Raw genomic sequence first — 15,358 nt, 5'->3', positions numbered from 1 at the left:
TAACTTTAGACATGTCTAAAGACATGGGTAATAGTGAGCTGTTGTTGATCCGACCAGTTGAGACGTGTCGGAAGCGATGGCAGCACACGGCAATGGAGCTCCCGCAACACGATCACTGCAATACGGCACAAGAAGGGGCTCGAAGCCGTGGAGACCAAGGGGCTATTCACAAGCCTTATAGTGCTGGTTCCCGCCATCCTCTTTTCACTGGTTTTTTCCGTCATTTTGCTGCTTTCACCAGCCAAGCCTGCCGCCGCCAATTGCGGCATTACCTTCGCAGCAGCCATCAGCGGCGACACAAAGGTCGATGGCTATTCCCAAGAGCAGTTGAAGAACGCCGCGGCGATCATGGGAGCCGGTAAGGCTCTGGACCTGTCCGTGAAGGGCCAGATGATCAGTGTCATGGTGTCCCTGGGGGAGTCGGGGCTGCGCGTTCTGGACCACGGCGATGGCGCAGGCCCGGACTCCCGGGGGTTGTTCCAGCAGCGTGGGAACGGTGCCTGGGGATCGTACGCGGATCGCATGGACCCGACCATCAGCGCGACAAACTTCATCAAAGCGCTGCAGAAGGTGGATGGCTGGGAGCTGTTGGAGCCGACCATTGCGGGCAACAAGGTCCAGCGCAACGCCGACCCCTACCACTATGAGAAGTATTGGCCGGAGGCCGTGAAACTCGTCCAGACACTCTCTGACGGTAAGTTCTCGCTGGAAGGCAGCGGCTGCGCGATTCCGGGGCAGTCCGGCGCCGGGGATGACTACCCGTGGAAGAACTCACCGACCTGGCTGCAATCCGGAGCGGGCGTAGCGGCGGCGTCACCGCTGGGCATGTTCTACCGGGAATGTGTGGACTTCGCCCTGTGGAGGCTGAATCAGCGGATGGGGTCCGCCGGCGCACCGTTCAAGTTCCTCAACGGCGCGTTCCGGCCCGACGGTCAGAAGTTGGGTTCTGCGCTGACGTGGAAGGCCGGCTGGGACGCCAAGGGCTGGGCCACCGGCAACACTCCCCGGGTCGGCGCTGTCGTCTGGTATGCGCCCGGTGTAGGGGGAGCGGACCCGACCTATGGGCACGTCGCCGTGGTCAAGGAAGTCAAGGACAACGGGACCTACGTCGAAGAGGGCTACAACGGCAACCCGCCTCCGGATGACCACAACTACTACACCCGGACGGTCAGCAACACGGTCCCGTCAGCCTTCCTGTACCTGCCCACCCAAGAGGAGAAGAAGTGAAGAAATCCCTGGCACTGACCGCGGTGGTGCTGCTGTGCACGGCGTGTGCACCAGCGGCGACCACCACACCTGCCCCGGCGCCCAGCACCACGGCCCCAGCGTCGGCAACGGTCTCCCTGAGCGCGGGTAGCGGCCCGCAGGCCCCCGACGGCAGCGTGCCGGCCACCATCGGCATCAGCTGGGACCAGGCCAGCAAGGACGCCGCCGTAGACACCGCCCAGAAGGCCATGACGGACTTCGCCCGCCCGCGTGTGGAGGACAAGCAGTGGGCCAACGACCTCGCCCGCTGGCTCACGCCGCAGGCCACCGCCGACTACTCCGCCGTGGATCCGGCCAATGTCCCCGCCACTCGGGTCACTGGCCCCGCGACGCTGACGGTCGATGAGGCGAACGGCTACGGCGTTATGGCGGCCGTGCCCACCGATGCCGCGACCTACACCGTGCAGCTGCTCCGCACCGGCCCGGAGGCCCCGTGGAAGGTCAACCGGTTCACCCCGCCCAAGCCGTAAAGCGCCCGCACTGCACCAACACCGTCAACGTAAGGAATCAGGTTCATGAGCACCACTCCAACAGAGGTCCTGGCCTTCCCGAACATTAAGGCCATCATCAGCGACAACGGCACCGCCGAGGTCGTCGTCGCAGGAAACTCCCGCGTCGTACCGGCAGGGGAGACGCTGCAGGATCTGCGCGACAACGCTCTGGCCCTTGTCGTGGCCGAAGCCAAGACGCTTCAGCGCCCCGTCCGGGTCCGCATCGAGGATCCCGAAGGCCACGGCGAACTGATCGTCCACCCGGGCGGCAACGTCGAATCCGTCTCCTACGAAACCCGCCCGGCCCGCCGCCGCACCGCCGCACCCGCCAGCACGCACGCTGCGGCCACCCCTGAAGTTATAGACGCCACTCCAGCGCCAACGCCTGCGGCGAAGCCTGAAGCTGCCCGGCCGACGGTGGAAGGTCAGCCGTGGCCGCCCCTTCCAGGGGAGACGGCGTTGGCCGAGGACGTGGCTCCGGCCGACGATGAGGCGCCGCAACAGGCTGTTGCAGCCGATGCGCCTGTGACACGACGCAGTATGAAGGAGACCTCCTTCCTGGTCAGCGCCCCGGTGCTGGAGCCGGCCACGCAGGGCTGGCGCGGTGCGCTTACGCGCCTGGGCTTCCGGATGGACCCCTCGGAGGAGGAACTGTCCGAGCGCGAAGACATCCGCACCGTCAGCCAGCACTGGCCCGGTCCACGGACCATCGCCGTGGTCAACCGCAAAGGCGGGGCCAACAAGACCCCTACCGTTGTGATGCTCTCGGCGATCCTTGCCCGCTACAGCGGCGCGGCAACGGTGGCGTGGGACAACAACGAATCCCAGGGCACCCTGGGATGGCGGACCGAGAAAGGTGCGCACGACCGCAGTGTCTTGGACCTGATCGATTCCTCCACCGAGCTGCTGTCACCGTCCATGAACGCGGCCGAGATCGCCAAGTTCGTCCACCACCAGACCGCGGACAAGTTCGACGTGCTGCGCTCGGACGAAAACGAAGAAGGCGACCACGAAGTCACCGCAGAGGAAGTGGACATCGCCTATCAGGTCCTTACCCGGTACTACCGGCTGGTCATCATGGACTCCGGCAACACCGCCCGGGCCGCGAACTGGCGGCGGATGATTGACCACACCGACCAGCTCGTTGTCCCGGTCACCGCCATCGAGGACCGCGCAGAAGCTGCCCGGCTGACCCTGCAGACCCTCGAATCCCGTGGCGGGCACGACGCCGAGCTGGCCCGCAACGCCGTCGTGATCGTCTCCGAATCCACCGACGCCAAGCGCAGCATGACCGGCGATGCCCTGAAGCGCGCGAAAGCCGAGGCGCAGCGGATCGCGGACGGCTTCGAGCCGTTCGTTCGCGCCGTCGTCCGCATCCCGTACGACCCCGCCCTGGTCAACGGGCCGATCCGCTACGAGGCGCTCCAGCCCGCGACGCAGCGGGCATGGCTCGCCGCGGCGGCCGCCGTCGCCCAAGGCTTCTAGAACGCCCCCTACGGAATCTGAGAGTTGAGAGGAGGACCAATGCAACAGACCCTGAACCCCTGGGTGACCCGCCCCACGACGGATGAACCGGCTGAAGAAACCCGAGATGTGGCTGCCCCGCCGGCGGCGGTCATCAGCACACCGCTGCGGGGCATGGTCGAGCCAGACGCGGCAGACCGGCTGGCTACCCGCAGCATGGCCGGCACAGCCCGTCTCTGGGTTGTCGGTACCCACGGGGGAGCGGGTGAAAGCCGGATTGCCGACCTCATCGAATCCGCCCGTTCCACGGACCATTGCTGGCCTTTCCTCCCCAGCGGCAGCAGGCCGCAGGTGTTGCTGGTCTGCCGCGCAGACATGCGCGGCCTGACGACTGCCAGGAACGCACTCACCCAGTGGGTGTCAGGCGCCGCGCCGCAGGTCGACCTGCTCGGCCTCGCCGTCTTGGCAGACGCCCCGGGAAAGACACCTAAAGCGCTTCGGGACTTTACCGCCCTCGTGGGCGGCGGAGCGCCACGATTCTGGTCCTTGCCCTGGGTGGACGCCTGGCGGCACACGGACATCACGCCGCTGCCAGCCGTCCGCGAATACCAGCGCTTCATTACCGACGTGACCGCCCTGGCCACGTCAACCAACCGCTGAAAGGTCTCACCATGAACACGTTCACTGCACTCTCAACCAGCGTTATTCCCAACCCCACCCCCGTCATCCCGGCACAGGCGGGCGGTCTGCTGACCATCCTGAACTGGGCTTCCGGTATCGGCCTGGTCCTGGGCGTCCTGGGCGTCATCATCGTCGGCATCGGCATGGTCATCCAGCTCCAGCGCGGTGAAGGAGCACAGGCGATCGGCAAGCTCGGCTGGGTCCTCATGGGCTGCATCATCATCACCGGTGCCGCAGGCATCGTCCGCGCCTTCGTCTAAACCAGCACCATCAACGGGAGGTTCCGTATGATCCAGTCAACAGAGAGCACCACCGAAAGCAATCCGTTCACCAAACCCGGCTTCATCATCGCGGCCGCGCTGGTGGTCGCGTTGGTTGCGGCAGGGATCGTCATCTTCCTGCTCCCCAAAGGGCAGAGCAATGCGGAGCCCGCACCGGTTTCAAGTAGCACAGTCACCGCCAGCCCCAGCGCTTCGAGCGACGGAGGCAAGAGCATTTGTGGGCTTCCATCTTCCTCGGAGACATCACTTGGGGCAGCGCCTAGCTCAAAGTGGGAGTTGGTAGGCAAGATGGCGACCCCCACGGATCCCGAGGTTGGGCCGGGCAAAACTGATACGAACGGCTTCCGCTCATGCTTCGCACATTCACCCACGGGGTCCCTCTATGCGGCTATGAACGTCGCTGCTCTTGGATCCTCGGGGAAACCCGACATTCTCAAGCAGGTCGCCGACAAGCTTCTCGTCCCGGGAGCCGGTAGAGACGCCGCGATGAAGGAGACGGCCAGCGGCACCTCATCCAGTGGCAGCAGCACAACGATTCAGGTGAAGGGCTTCCTGCTTAAGTCCTACACACCGTCGGAAGCTTCCATCGATCTCGCCTTCGCCACGGAAACGGGAGCCTTGGGCCGCACAACGTTCTCCATGCGCTGGCTGGACGGAGATTGGAAGGTCAAACCCTCGGACGACGGAGCCCCCTTCGGCCATATCTCCCAGGTCAGGGACCTGAGCGGCTTCATTCTCTGGTCGGGAGTCTGACATGGCTGAATGCAGTTGGGGAGACCTAGGTTGTGGCTTGGGCAACGCACTCGAAGACATTGCCAACGATGCAATCGGCAACTTAGCGAAGTCCATCATGGAGGGCATGAGCCAGATGGTGACGACTCTGTCTACCTTCTGGGTGTCCATGCCGACTGTGAACCTCACCAGCGAGGAGGGGGCAACGGCCAGTCCGGTGGTATCCGCTGTGAACAGCGAGTTGATGCCTTGGACGCTGACTCTGGCAGTTCTCGCCGTGATTATTGGGGGCATTCGGATGATTTGGGAGCAGCGCGGAGCACCACTGAAGGACCTGCTCCGCTCCCTGCTCACGCTTACTTTGGTATCGGCCCTTGGCCTTGGCGTCATCTCAATTTTGGTCATTGCCGCTGATGCCTTCGCCAGTGCCATTATCAATCGATCCACGGACGGCAAGGGTTTTGCCGACGCGTTCCAGAAAATCGCCGTTGTTCCCACAGTCGATGCGGTCTTCATCCTCATCGTCCTCGGCTTGATCGGCTTGATTGCATCCCTGGTCCAGATCGTTCTCATGGTCGTCCGCAGCGGCATGCTGGTGATCCTGGCCGGTATCCTGCCCACGACCGCCGCATTTACGAATACCGAGATGGGCAGGCAGTGGTTCCAGAAGGCAGTGGGCTGGACGATCGCCTTCATTCTCTATAAGCCGGCTGCCGCCATCGTGTACTCGGTCGCATTCCTATTGATGAGCAAGACCAGCGGGAAGGATGCCCTGATCGGCTCCATCACAGGGTTCACGTTGATGATCGTTGCCTTGTTCGCCCTTCCCGCCCTGATGCGGTTCGTCACGCCGATGGTGGGAGCCGTTGCCGCTGGCAGTGGGGCAGCAGCCGGTGCCGCCGTGGGTGCCCTTGCCACGGGGGCTGTGTCCATGGGCCGGGTTGGCAGTGGACGGGGCAACGCAGCGCCCATCCCAGCCAGCTCCAGCAGCACAACGAGCACGAGCACAGGCAATTCTCCCAAGGGTAGTTCTGGATCTTCAGGCCCCCGCGGTGAGGGAGGGCAGCCCACGCCTGGCTCTTCGGGTCCGGGCGGCGGCGCTGCTGGCACCGCCGGCAAGGCGGGAGCGGCAGCACCGGCCGGGGGTGCTGGGGCTGCGACGGGAGCCGCGGCCGCGGGTCCGGCTGGCATGGCTGTAGCCGCCGGAGTCCAGGTGGCGTCCAGGACATCAGAGGCAATCAAGACGACCGCGCAGGATTCAACGGGGGAGGGCCCCAGTGGCAGCAATTAACACCGAATACAAGGAACCGTCCTACGGCAACTGGCGCGTCCCGCGCTCAGCGGGCCTGGGCAACCTCGGCGCTATCGGCACAGGCATAGTGATGGTCGGCCTCCTGCTGGGCATTGTCAGCTTCGCGATCTGGGGCTTGTTCGTTGGCCTGGGCGTCCTTGCCGTTGCTGGCGCCTGCGCGCTGTTGCTGACCGTGAAGGACAAGCATGGCCAGTCAGTCGTGGACCGTCTGGGTGTCCGCATGGCTTTCAAGGTCGCTAAGTCCTCCGGCAGCAACCTGTACCGTTCCGGTCCGCTGGGTGTGACGGAGTGGGGCATGTACCAGCTGCCGGGGTTGGCGGCGAAGTCCACGCTGTACGAGTTCACCGACTCCTACAAGCGCCCCTTCGCCATGCTGCACGTCCCGGCCACTAGCCACTTCACCGTGATCTTCTCCACCGAACCCGACGGGGCTTCCCTCGTGGACCCGGAGCAGGTTGATGCCTGGGTGGCCAACTGGGGCGGCTGGCTCGCTGGCCTGGCCGATGAGGCCGGCCTGGACGCCGCGGCCGTCACCGTTGAGACGGCTCCGGACTCCGGATACCGGCTGCGGAATGAAGTCATGATGAACATTGACCCGGACGCCCCTCAGTTCGCTAGGGACATGCTCCATGAGGTCGTCGACACCTATCCGGAAGGATCGGCCACGGTCCGCGCCTGGGTGTCCCTGACCTTCAACGCGTCCCTGCGGGCAGGGTCGAAGAAGCGCACCCCTGAAGACATTGCCCGCGACCTGGCCTCCCGGATCCCCGGGCTGTCGGCCCGGCTGCAATCCACCGGTGCCGGGATCGCCCGGCCCATGTCCGCGCAGGAACTCTGTGAGGTAGTGCGGATCGCCTACGATCCGCCCGCAGCGTTGATCATTGACGAAGCCCATGCCGCCGGCACCCCTGTGTCCCTGAAGTGGGGCGAGGTCGGCCCGACCGCGACGCAGGCCAGTTGGGACGACTACCGCCACGACTCCGCGTTCTCGGCTTCCTGGACCATGACCGGGGCTCCCCGCGGGTCCGTGAACTCCTCGGTCCTGTCCCGGCTGCTGGCCCCGCACGGGGACATTGACCGCAGGCGCGTATCCCTGCTGTACCGCCCGATGGACTCGGCCCGCGCCGCAACGGTCGTTGAGCGGGACCAGAACAACGCCAACGTCCGCATCACCTCCGGCACCCGCCCCACAGCGCGGGCACTGATCGATGCCCGCTCCGCCGTGCAGACTGCCCAGGAAGAAGCCCAGGGCGCCGGGCTGGTGAACTTCGGCATGGTCGTCACGGCCACGGTGACCGACAAGGAACGCCTGCCGGACGCCGTTGCCGCCATCGAGCAGACCTCTGGTACCGCCCGGGTGCTGCTGCGCCGCGCCTACGGCTCCCAAGACACCGCCTTCGCCGCATCCCTGCCCCTGGGGCTGGTCCTGCCCAAGCACAGCATGGTGCCCACCGAGATTAGGGACGCCCTCTAATGGTCCGCATGAGGCTTTTGACAGCAAAGAAGGCAAAGACAGTAAAGACAGTAAAAGCTCCGGCTAAGGAAGCAGGGCCGGGCTCGCGGGGCTGGACCGGACGGGGCGGCGGCATGGCCCAGCTGCTCCCGTCCCTTCGGGAGTATCGGGGAACGACGGTGCAGGTCTGCGGGCTGTGGCCGTTCTCTTCGGGTGCGTCCTCGCCCATGATTGGGGTGCCGCTGGGCCGGCATGAGGAAACGCAGGCAACGGTGTGCTGTGACCCGATCAGCTGGTTCCAGCGCGCGCGACTGATTTCCAACCCGTCCGCGTTCATCCTCGGGAAACCCGGCCTTGGAAAGTCAACGGTGGTGCGCCGGATGTTCATCGGCCTCTCCGCGCAGGGAGTGCATCCCCTGATCCTGGGCGACCTCAAAGGTGAGCACGTCAAAGCCGTCAAAGCCCTAGGCGGTCAGGTGATCAAGCTCGGCCGCGGCGTCGGCTACATGAACATCCTCGACCCGGGCCAGGCCGTCGAAGCGGCCCAGCTGCTGGAAGACAGCGGCCACCATGAAGACGCAGCCCGGGTCCGTGCCGACGCCCACGGCCGGCGCCTGACCATGGTCGTCTCCCTCATTACCATCAGCCGCAATAACCCGCCTACCGATCAGGAACAGACCATCCTGGACCGGGCCCTGCGCGTCCTCGATGAACGCTTTGACGGCGTCCCGGTTCTGAAAGACCTGCTGGACGTGATCGTTTCCGCGCCGGACGAGCTGCGCCAGGTCGCGCTGGACCGCGGGGACATGAACATCTATCTGCAGGAGACCCGGGCACTGGAAGCAACCCTCCTGGGCCTGACCGGGGGAGGGAAGCTGGGCGAAATCTTCTCCCGGCAAACCACGAACCCCATGAAGCGGGACCGGGCCGTGGTCTTCGATGTCTCTAGCATCGACGAGACCGAGACCGATCTGCAGGCCGCCGTGCTGCTGGCCTGCTGGTCCTACGGTTTCGGCACCGTGAACGTCGCCAACGCCCTCGCCGAAGCGGGCTTGGAGCCGCGCAGGAATTACTTCGTTGTCCTGGATGAGCTGTGGCGGGCCCTGCGCGCCGGCAAGGGCATGGTTGACCGGGTGGACGCCCTGACCCGGCTCAACCGGTCCGTTGGCGTCGGGCAGATCATGATCTCCCACACGATGTCCGACCTGCTGGCCCTGCCTGCAGAAGAGGACCGGATGAAAGCCCGCGGCTTCGTCGAACGCTCCGGCATGGTCATCTGTGGGGGTCTGCCCGCCTCCGAGATGCCGCTGCTGACCTCCGCGATACCGCTGTCCCGGCAGGAGCAGCAAAAGCTTATTTTCTGGCAGGATCCGCCCGCCTGGGACTCCCGTGGTGTCGACGTCGAGCCGCCAGGGCGTGGGAAGTTCCTCATCAAGGTCGGCGGCCGCCCCGGAATCCCGGTCCAAGTGGGCCTGACCTCCGTGGAGCACGGCCCTGACGGGGTCAACGACACCGACGGTAAATGGCACGGCTCCCCGGAACCGATCCTCGACCCGGCCGCACCCGTCATGCCGATTGAAGGAGGCTCACTGTGAGCGCACCGAACCGCAGAGGCATGGGCCTCGGTGACGCCATCCTCGTGTGGCTGGCCATCGGCTTTATCGTCGTCTTCGGCGGCGGCACGTACGCCGCTGTGCACCTCGGCTCTTGGATGGCGGGCATCGACGCGCCTCCGGCTCACCCCGTTGAGCTGATCGCTGGGCTGATCAAGGGCAAGGTGCCGTGGCCGCCCCAGGCCACCGTCGTCGTCTTTGCGTTGATCGGACTGGTCCTGGCCCTTGCCGTCGTCGTCCTGGTGGCGTGGCGGCAGGGTGCGTCCAAGCGCGCCCGTGTGGACAAGGCGGGCCGCTATCTGGGCCGGGGCAAGTCCCTCGCCGCGTTCTCCGACAAGGGAGCCCAAGCCAAAGCCGAACGGCTGGGCATCAAGGACAACCCCGGCATCGTCGTCGGCAAGGTGGTCTCCACCGGGCAGAGATTCGTCCAGTCCTGGGAAGACCTCAGCCTCGACATCTGGGGACCACGGACCGGTAAATCGACCTCCCGGGTGATACCCGCGATCCTGGACGCTCCCGGCGCGGTGGTCTCGACATCCAATAAGCGTGACGTCGTCGACGGAACCCGTGGCGTCCGCGAGGCCACGGCCCCAGTGTGGGTGTTCGATCCGCAAAAGATCGCCCAGGAAGAACCGGACTGGTGGTGGAACCCCCTCTCCTACGTCACCGACGAAGAGAAGGCGTACAAGCTCACCCAGCACTTCGCGGTCGGTTCCCGGGTTCCGGGGTCCAAGCCGGATGCCTACTTCGACCCCAAAGCCGAAGACATTCTTTCCTCCTACTTCCTCGCTGCAGCACTGGGCGATCTGCCGATCACGCAGGTCTACCTGTGGGTGACTGAGCAGGTCAGCCAGGAACCCATCGAAATCCTCCGCGAGCATGACTACGAGCTCCAGTACAAGGGCCTGGAGTCCACGCTGAAGCTGGCCGACAAGCAGCGCGACGGTATCTTCGGCACCGCCGAGAAGATGATCCAGTGCCTCAAGAGCCGCAACACTCTCCGCTGGGTGGCCCCAAGCCGTGGTGCGGGCGTAACAGGAGACCCTCGTCGCCAGTTCGATCCTCATGCCTTCGCCGCATCCCAGGAGACGATCTACATCCTCTCCAAGGAAGGGGCCGGCTCGGCGGCACCGCTCACCACCGCCCTGACAGTAGCCATTGCTGAGGCCATGGAGGAACGGGCAGAGCGCAGCGGCGGCCGCCTGCCCAAGCCTGCCCTGTTCGCCCTTGACGAGCTGGCCAACGTCGTCCGATGGGCCGGCCTGCCGGACCAGTTCAGCCACTACGGCTCCAAGGGCCTGATCGTCATGGGCATCCTGCAGTCCTGGTCCCAAGGCGTCGAACTTTGGGGGGAAGCGAACATGCGGAAGATTTGGTCCGCCGCGAACGTCAAGGTCTACGGCGGCGGTGTCGCCGAAGAAGGCTTCCTCCGCGCACTCTCGGACCTGGTGGGCGACTACAGCTACATCAACGTCTCCGTCTCATCAGGGAAGTCCGGATCCAGCCGCTCCCGGCAGGAAAGCAAGGAACGGATCTTCGACGTCTCCAACCTTGCCGAGCTGGACCGCGGCCGCGCCGTCGTCCTGGCCTCCGGCGCCCCAGCCACCCTGGTCCGCACTATGCCTTGGTACACCGGCCCGCACAAGGACACTGTGGAATCGTCCATCAAGAGGTACAGCCCGCAGCCGGAGGAAGAACCGGTACCGGTGGCAGCGGCGCCGATCACCAATCCATGGGTAACCGGGTAGGGGAGTAGGGCATGACCATAGACATCGGGCGCTTCAGTGAAGCTCCCAGCTCGGACGTACAGGAAGCTGGCGCTAATGGCGGCGAGCAGCAGAAGCCCCCGCAGCTGGTCTACGGCTCGGCCGAAGAATTTCTGCACGAGCAGCTGCTGCCCACCTACGTCCGCGACGTCGACGGTCGTGCAGCTAAGTGGTGCCTCGAGTGGTATTTCCACCCGGAAGCTGTCTCGCGGGTGGAAGCACTGTGGCGTGCCTGGGAACATCTCAGGCTCGACGGGGCCACGGGCATGAGCGTCTGGTTCAAAGACCACGCAGACCACCACATGAGCGTGCTCCTGGATCCGCGCGGACCGTTCTACAAATGCGACATGCAAAAGCACCGCGACCCCGAACACCTCGAACCAAAGAAGGCCCCAGGCGGCTGGTTTCCGGACGTGCGGGCTATTCCCACCTAGAATCCGGCAGCTACAGGATGAGGGCAGCGCAATAAAATAAGTCGGGGCTGGGATCTGTTATGGATCCCAGCCCCGACTTTTCTTTGTTTCGGCCCTAGTGAGCGGCTTCGTACTTCTCTACGACTTCCGCTTGAATACGACCACGAGTATTTACCTGGATGCCGTTCTCAACCGCCCACATCCGTACCGCTTTTGCGTCCGGCCCACCTTGCGAGGACTTGGTACGGGCCGCCGGACGACCACGTCCGCCAGATACCCTGCGTCCAGCGTCGGTAAAACGGCTCAGGGCTCCGCGCAGTTCATTCGCGTGCCCATCGTTCAGATCAATCACATATTCACTGCCGTCGAGGGCGAAAGATATCGTTTCGCTAGCTTCTGAGCCATCAATGTCATCTTCCAGAACCACGACCGTCTTTTTTGCCATAAGCCGATTTTAACAGCCTGTTGAACGAACGGATGCGCCACTGACAGACATATTAACAGCCAACTGAGGAGATCAATCAGGACCACGGCTAAATTTCGAATCAGCTGGGCAATAAGAAGTGCGCGGCGAAGGGCACTCAAACGAGCAGTCCACAGTTGGGGTCAATCCGGGTTATCCACGGCTGAAACCGGGAGCCATCGAGAAAGCTCACTCAGCAGCAGTAGCGGTGGATAACCCATCAGGATTATCCCCGGCTGTGGGCAGCGAACTCCAGAGGCGTCTGGACAATGGCCCAACGGGTGCAAGTCCCCTATCTCCGCCACAAAGTCAGGCGTACCATAGCTGCCACCCGCGTCGTCGTAAGGCGGTAACGGCTATGTTTTCTGCAAAGAGAAACAGGATCGCGGCACTAACCGCGGCATTGGCACTCGTCCTTGGGGCGACGATAACCTCATGCGAGAAAAAAACAGAAGATCAGGGCAGCGGTTCCCCCAACATGCCCGCACCCCCAGTCGCCGAGGCACCACCCGCCGTCAATGAACCGCCTGCTGCTCCTGAGCCCGTGCAGCAGTCCGGCCCCTGTCCAAGTGCAGCCTACGACCAGTACAGCTATGCGGGTCCCGGCACAACCTTCTACCCTCAGGATCGGGACTATAGCGGCTTTTTTGCAGGCTTCAACCTCTGCCGGTCCAGGATCGACCGGGACTACGTGCTGTACAACAACAGCAGCCAAGTCTGGGTCATGGCACCCTCAACGATTTGGGCTTTTGCCCCACAAACGACGAGCGAAGCAACCTTCTTTAGAGCCGGCGTAGGCCGCGGGGATCAACAACTGGTTTACGTGGTGCCAGGGGAAGCGGTGAAGCCGGCGTCCCAGGAATGGCCCGGCCAGATTGCGTGGGCACCCGAACCGACGCTCACCTCCGGCTGGCTGGGCCAGAAGCTGGCGCTGGAAAACCTGGATATCAACGCCGAGTCAGGGAATTTGGATGAAGGTGTTAAGGAGTTCATACTGAAGCGCCAGCTGAAGGCTTCAAACCCTGCTGCCGGGGCAATCTATAGTTGCATCAAGAGCGGACAAGAAGCCGCCGCGGATGCCGCAAAGGTCACTGACGAAACTGGCTTTGCCGAAAAATTGAAACTTGGACTCGGTGCGACCCAAGGTACGGCAAGCTGCGCAGGCTCCCTCAAGGAATTGTACAAAGATCCTGAAAAAGGACAGAAAAACTGGTTGAAAATCCTCGAACACTCGTCCGGTGGACTAAAACAAGGCATCACCGCGGAAGAAGCTCTTCGACCCATCATGGCTGCATGTCATGTCGTCGTAATCCCGAAGATTGGCCGGTTGCGTAACTTCTGCCCGTGAAGAGCTGGCCAACTCGGACGAACTCCATACCAAGAGCGATAACTCCTGTGTCAGGTTGAAATCTTAGACTCTGAGATCTAGTTGTCAGGTTCTGCCCACGCGGCCCTAACCGGACGTGATTTGCCCCGCCAGCTGACGTCCGATTGGGGTGTGCCTATTGTGAATTGCGTTTCCAGCGTCACGGGGCCATCAAAGCTTTACCCCGCAGCACATGTTGAGGCGACCCCACCTTGGTTCGACGTGGAAGAACCGAGCCTCCGCGGCTGTCTTCGCTTTGGTGGGTGGTCATCGGCTCGCCGCTCCGTTTACTCATGCCGCCGGTTTCAGCGCCCCGTCTCGTGGTGAGCTTTAGCAGTTTGCAGTCGACATCGAAACGTTTTGCTTTGTATCACTCCCGCGCCGGGACTAGAAGGGGAAGTGACCCCGCCTTTGGATGAGGATCCCCGTACCACGGCTGTTGACAGAGTGGTGAACATCACATAACTTGATCGAAACGTTTGCGTGGTCGACTGCGAGAGGGTACACCACCGACGCTTTGTCTTTCGAGCTCCTGCCGGTCAACACAAACGGCATACCCGCAAACATCCTTACTCCGGTCCACATCAACGCTTAAAGTACTGCCGCTTTACCCACCCGAAGGAGAACTTCTAATGGACGCAGCCAAACGGCCCGTTTCACGCCGCAATATCTTGCTAGGCGGACTCACAGGTCTTGTATCCGTAGTCGCGTTCAGCGGCGCCGCCCAGGCGGCCGTTACGACGGCACCAACTCCGGTCGATCACCCCTTGCCTGGCCCGGGGCACCCGCCGTATCACGCCATCGTCGGCGTTCTCTAGCGAGGCATGCTTCCGCACCTTGATTTTCAATATCTCCCTACGAAAGGACAGCTATGGCTAACACTGTTTACGATGTGACGACGTGGTCTGGGGCAACAGTTTCCCCCTACGTTGATATCGGTGCCGTTATCAATCAGATCATCGCTGACATCAAGGCCAACCAAACAACCCAGACCACGCGTCCCGGTGCAGTCATCTACATCCCCCCGGGGCACTACGACCTGCTCACACGTGTGGTTGTCGACGTAAGTTTCCTGCAAATAAAGGGCTCGGGGCACGGCTTCCTCTCAGAGGCAATTCGCGACGAGTCCTCAACAAGTTCCTGGATGGAGACCCAGCCGGGCGCCAGTCATATCCGTGTGAAAAACACCGACGGAAACCGGGAAGCCTTTCTGGTCTCCCGCTCAGGAGATCCGAATGTCGTCGGCCGCCTGAACAGCATCGAATTCAAGGGCTTCTGTCTTGACGGCGTGACCGACAGCAAACCCTACTCGCCGGGGAATTCAAAAATCGGCATCTCGGTGCAATCGGACAACGACTCCTTTCACGTAGAGGGCATGGGGTTTGTCTACCTCGAACACGCAATCATCATCAAAGGCGCAGACGCACCCAACATCACCAACAATTTCATCGCCGAGTGCGGCAACTGCATAGAACTCACCGGGGCCTCCCAGGTCGCCAAAATTACCAACAACTTCCTCATCAGCGCATGGGCTGGATACTCCATCTACGCAGAAAATGCCGAGGGTCCACTCATTACGGGAAACAGCATCTTATGGGCTGCAAACATAACGCTGAGTAACTGCAACCGGGTTTCCATCAGTTCCAACAAGCTTCTCAGCAACTTCCCAAGCATGATCGCCCTCCTGGGCAACTGTTCCGAGAACCTCATCGCCGCCAACCACTTCCGCAGGGTCTCTGGCGACGGCACGTCGACCCGCTTTGATGACCTGTTCGGGCTGGTCCACATCGAAGGAAACAACAACATGGTGACGGGCAACATGTTTTCCTTCAACGTGCCGGCTTCAAGCATTTCCCCTGCAGGTGCCACCCCGACAATAATTTTGGTGAAGAGCGGTGACAGTAACTACCTGGCCACCAACAATATCGTCAGCAACGTGTCGGCGATGGTAGTCCTCGACGGCAGTACAACCGCCACGCGAATCATCTACAGCGCAAAAAATAGCCAACTCAACGCCTACACCACGAGTTACACCCTGGTTCCCACGCCATAAGAGT

At 62.9% G+C, this 15,358-nt stretch carries 14 protein-coding genes; 13 read left to right on the top strand and 1 reads right to left on the bottom strand.

What is annotated here, in order from left to right:
• The first annotated feature begins 147 nt into the window (after positions 1-147).
• From ASG79_RS04390 to ASG79_RS04340, 11 genes are read left to right on the top strand one after another with little or no spacing between them, the layout of a single operon-like run.
• Entirely contained in the window at positions 148-1,227 is a 1,080-nt protein-coding gene (locus tag ASG79_RS04390) for a CHAP domain-containing protein (protein WP_056388765.1), read from the top strand.
• Positions 1,224-1,736, top strand: coding sequence for a hypothetical protein (locus ASG79_RS04385; protein WP_056388763.1), 513 nt, complete (start codon positions 1,224-1,226; stop codon positions 1,734-1,736). Before ASG79_RS04390 ends, ASG79_RS04385 begins: the two co-directional genes overlap by 4 nt.
• Before the next feature lie 45 nt (positions 1,737-1,781).
• A complete protein-coding gene (locus ASG79_RS04380) occupies positions 1,782-3,242 on the top strand; it encodes an AAA family ATPase (protein WP_056388762.1) in 1,461 nt (486 codons plus the stop codon).
• A 39-nt stretch (positions 3,243-3,281) separates the two neighbouring features.
• Positions 3,282-3,881, top strand: coding sequence for a DUF6668 family protein (locus tag ASG79_RS04375; RefSeq protein WP_056388761.1), 600 nt, complete (start codon positions 3,282-3,284; stop codon positions 3,879-3,881).
• A gap of 11 nt (positions 3,882-3,892) precedes the next feature.
• The gene (locus ASG79_RS04370) at positions 3,893-4,162 is read left to right on the top strand and encodes a hypothetical protein (protein ID WP_056388759.1); all 270 of its coding nucleotides are present in this window, start codon (positions 3,893-3,895) and stop codon (positions 4,160-4,162) included.
• Between the two features lie 27 nt (positions 4,163-4,189).
• The gene (locus ASG79_RS04365; RefSeq protein WP_056388758.1) at positions 4,190-4,936 is read left to right on the top strand and encodes a hypothetical protein; all 747 of its coding nucleotides are present in this window, start codon (positions 4,190-4,192) and stop codon (positions 4,934-4,936) included.
• Between the two features lie 37 nt (positions 4,937-4,973).
• Entirely contained in the window at positions 4,974-6,206 is a 1,233-nt protein-coding gene (locus tag ASG79_RS04360; protein WP_321165393.1) for a hypothetical protein, read from the top strand.
• Complete coding sequence (locus ASG79_RS04355) at positions 6,193-7,701, top strand: SCO6880 family protein (protein WP_056388754.1); 1,509 nt, start codon at positions 6,193-6,195, stop codon at positions 7,699-7,701. The genes ASG79_RS04360 and ASG79_RS04355 overlap by 14 nt, the downstream gene beginning before the upstream one ends.
• Positions 7,701-9,275, top strand: a complete 1,575-nt coding sequence (locus ASG79_RS04350) for a helicase HerA domain-containing protein (protein WP_056388752.1) — start codon at positions 7,701-7,703, stop codon at positions 9,273-9,275. The genes ASG79_RS04355 and ASG79_RS04350 overlap by 1 nt, the downstream gene beginning before the upstream one ends.
• Positions 9,272-11,041 carry a type IV secretory system conjugative DNA transfer family protein gene (locus ASG79_RS04345; RefSeq protein ID WP_056388750.1) on the top strand — a complete coding sequence of 590 codons (1,770 nt, stop codon included), beginning with the start codon at positions 9,272-9,274 and terminating at the stop codon, positions 11,039-11,041. The genes ASG79_RS04350 and ASG79_RS04345 overlap by 4 nt, the downstream gene beginning before the upstream one ends.
• An 11-nt stretch (positions 11,042-11,052) precedes the next feature.
• Positions 11,053-11,493: a DUF4913 domain-containing protein gene (locus ASG79_RS04340; protein ID WP_056388748.1), complete on the top strand. Its 441-nt coding sequence runs from the start codon at positions 11,053-11,055 to the stop codon at positions 11,491-11,493.
• Between the two features lie 94 nt (positions 11,494-11,587).
• Here ASG79_RS04340 and ASG79_RS22975 read toward each other — a convergent pair whose 3' ends face one another.
• Positions 11,588-11,917 carry a histone-like nucleoid-structuring protein Lsr2 gene (locus tag ASG79_RS22975; protein WP_082581667.1) on the bottom strand — a complete coding sequence of 110 codons (330 nt, stop codon included), beginning with the start codon at positions 11,915-11,917 and terminating at the stop codon, positions 11,588-11,590.
• A 376-nt stretch (positions 11,918-12,293) separates the two neighbouring features.
• On the opposite strand from ASG79_RS22975, the gene ASG79_RS23425 reads away from it, so the two are divergent.
• Together ASG79_RS23425 and ASG79_RS04325 are read left to right on the top strand one after the other, a co-directional pair.
• Entirely contained in the window at positions 12,294-13,283 is a 990-nt protein-coding gene (locus tag ASG79_RS23425) for a hypothetical protein (protein WP_156400161.1), read from the top strand.
• Positions 13,284-14,172: 889 nt separating this feature from the next.
• Positions 14,173-15,354, top strand: a complete 1,182-nt coding sequence (locus ASG79_RS04325) for a NosD domain-containing protein (protein WP_056388742.1) — start codon at positions 14,173-14,175, stop codon at positions 15,352-15,354.
• Positions 15,355-15,358 lie beyond the last annotated feature (4 nt).

The sequence above is a fragment of the Arthrobacter sp. Soil761 genome (genome assembly GCF_001428325.1).
Lineage (GTDB): Bacteria > Actinomycetota > Actinomycetes > Actinomycetales > Micrococcaceae > Arthrobacter.
Note: the sequence above shows the minus strand (reverse complement) of the source record. Positions and strands in the feature narration are given on the sequence as shown.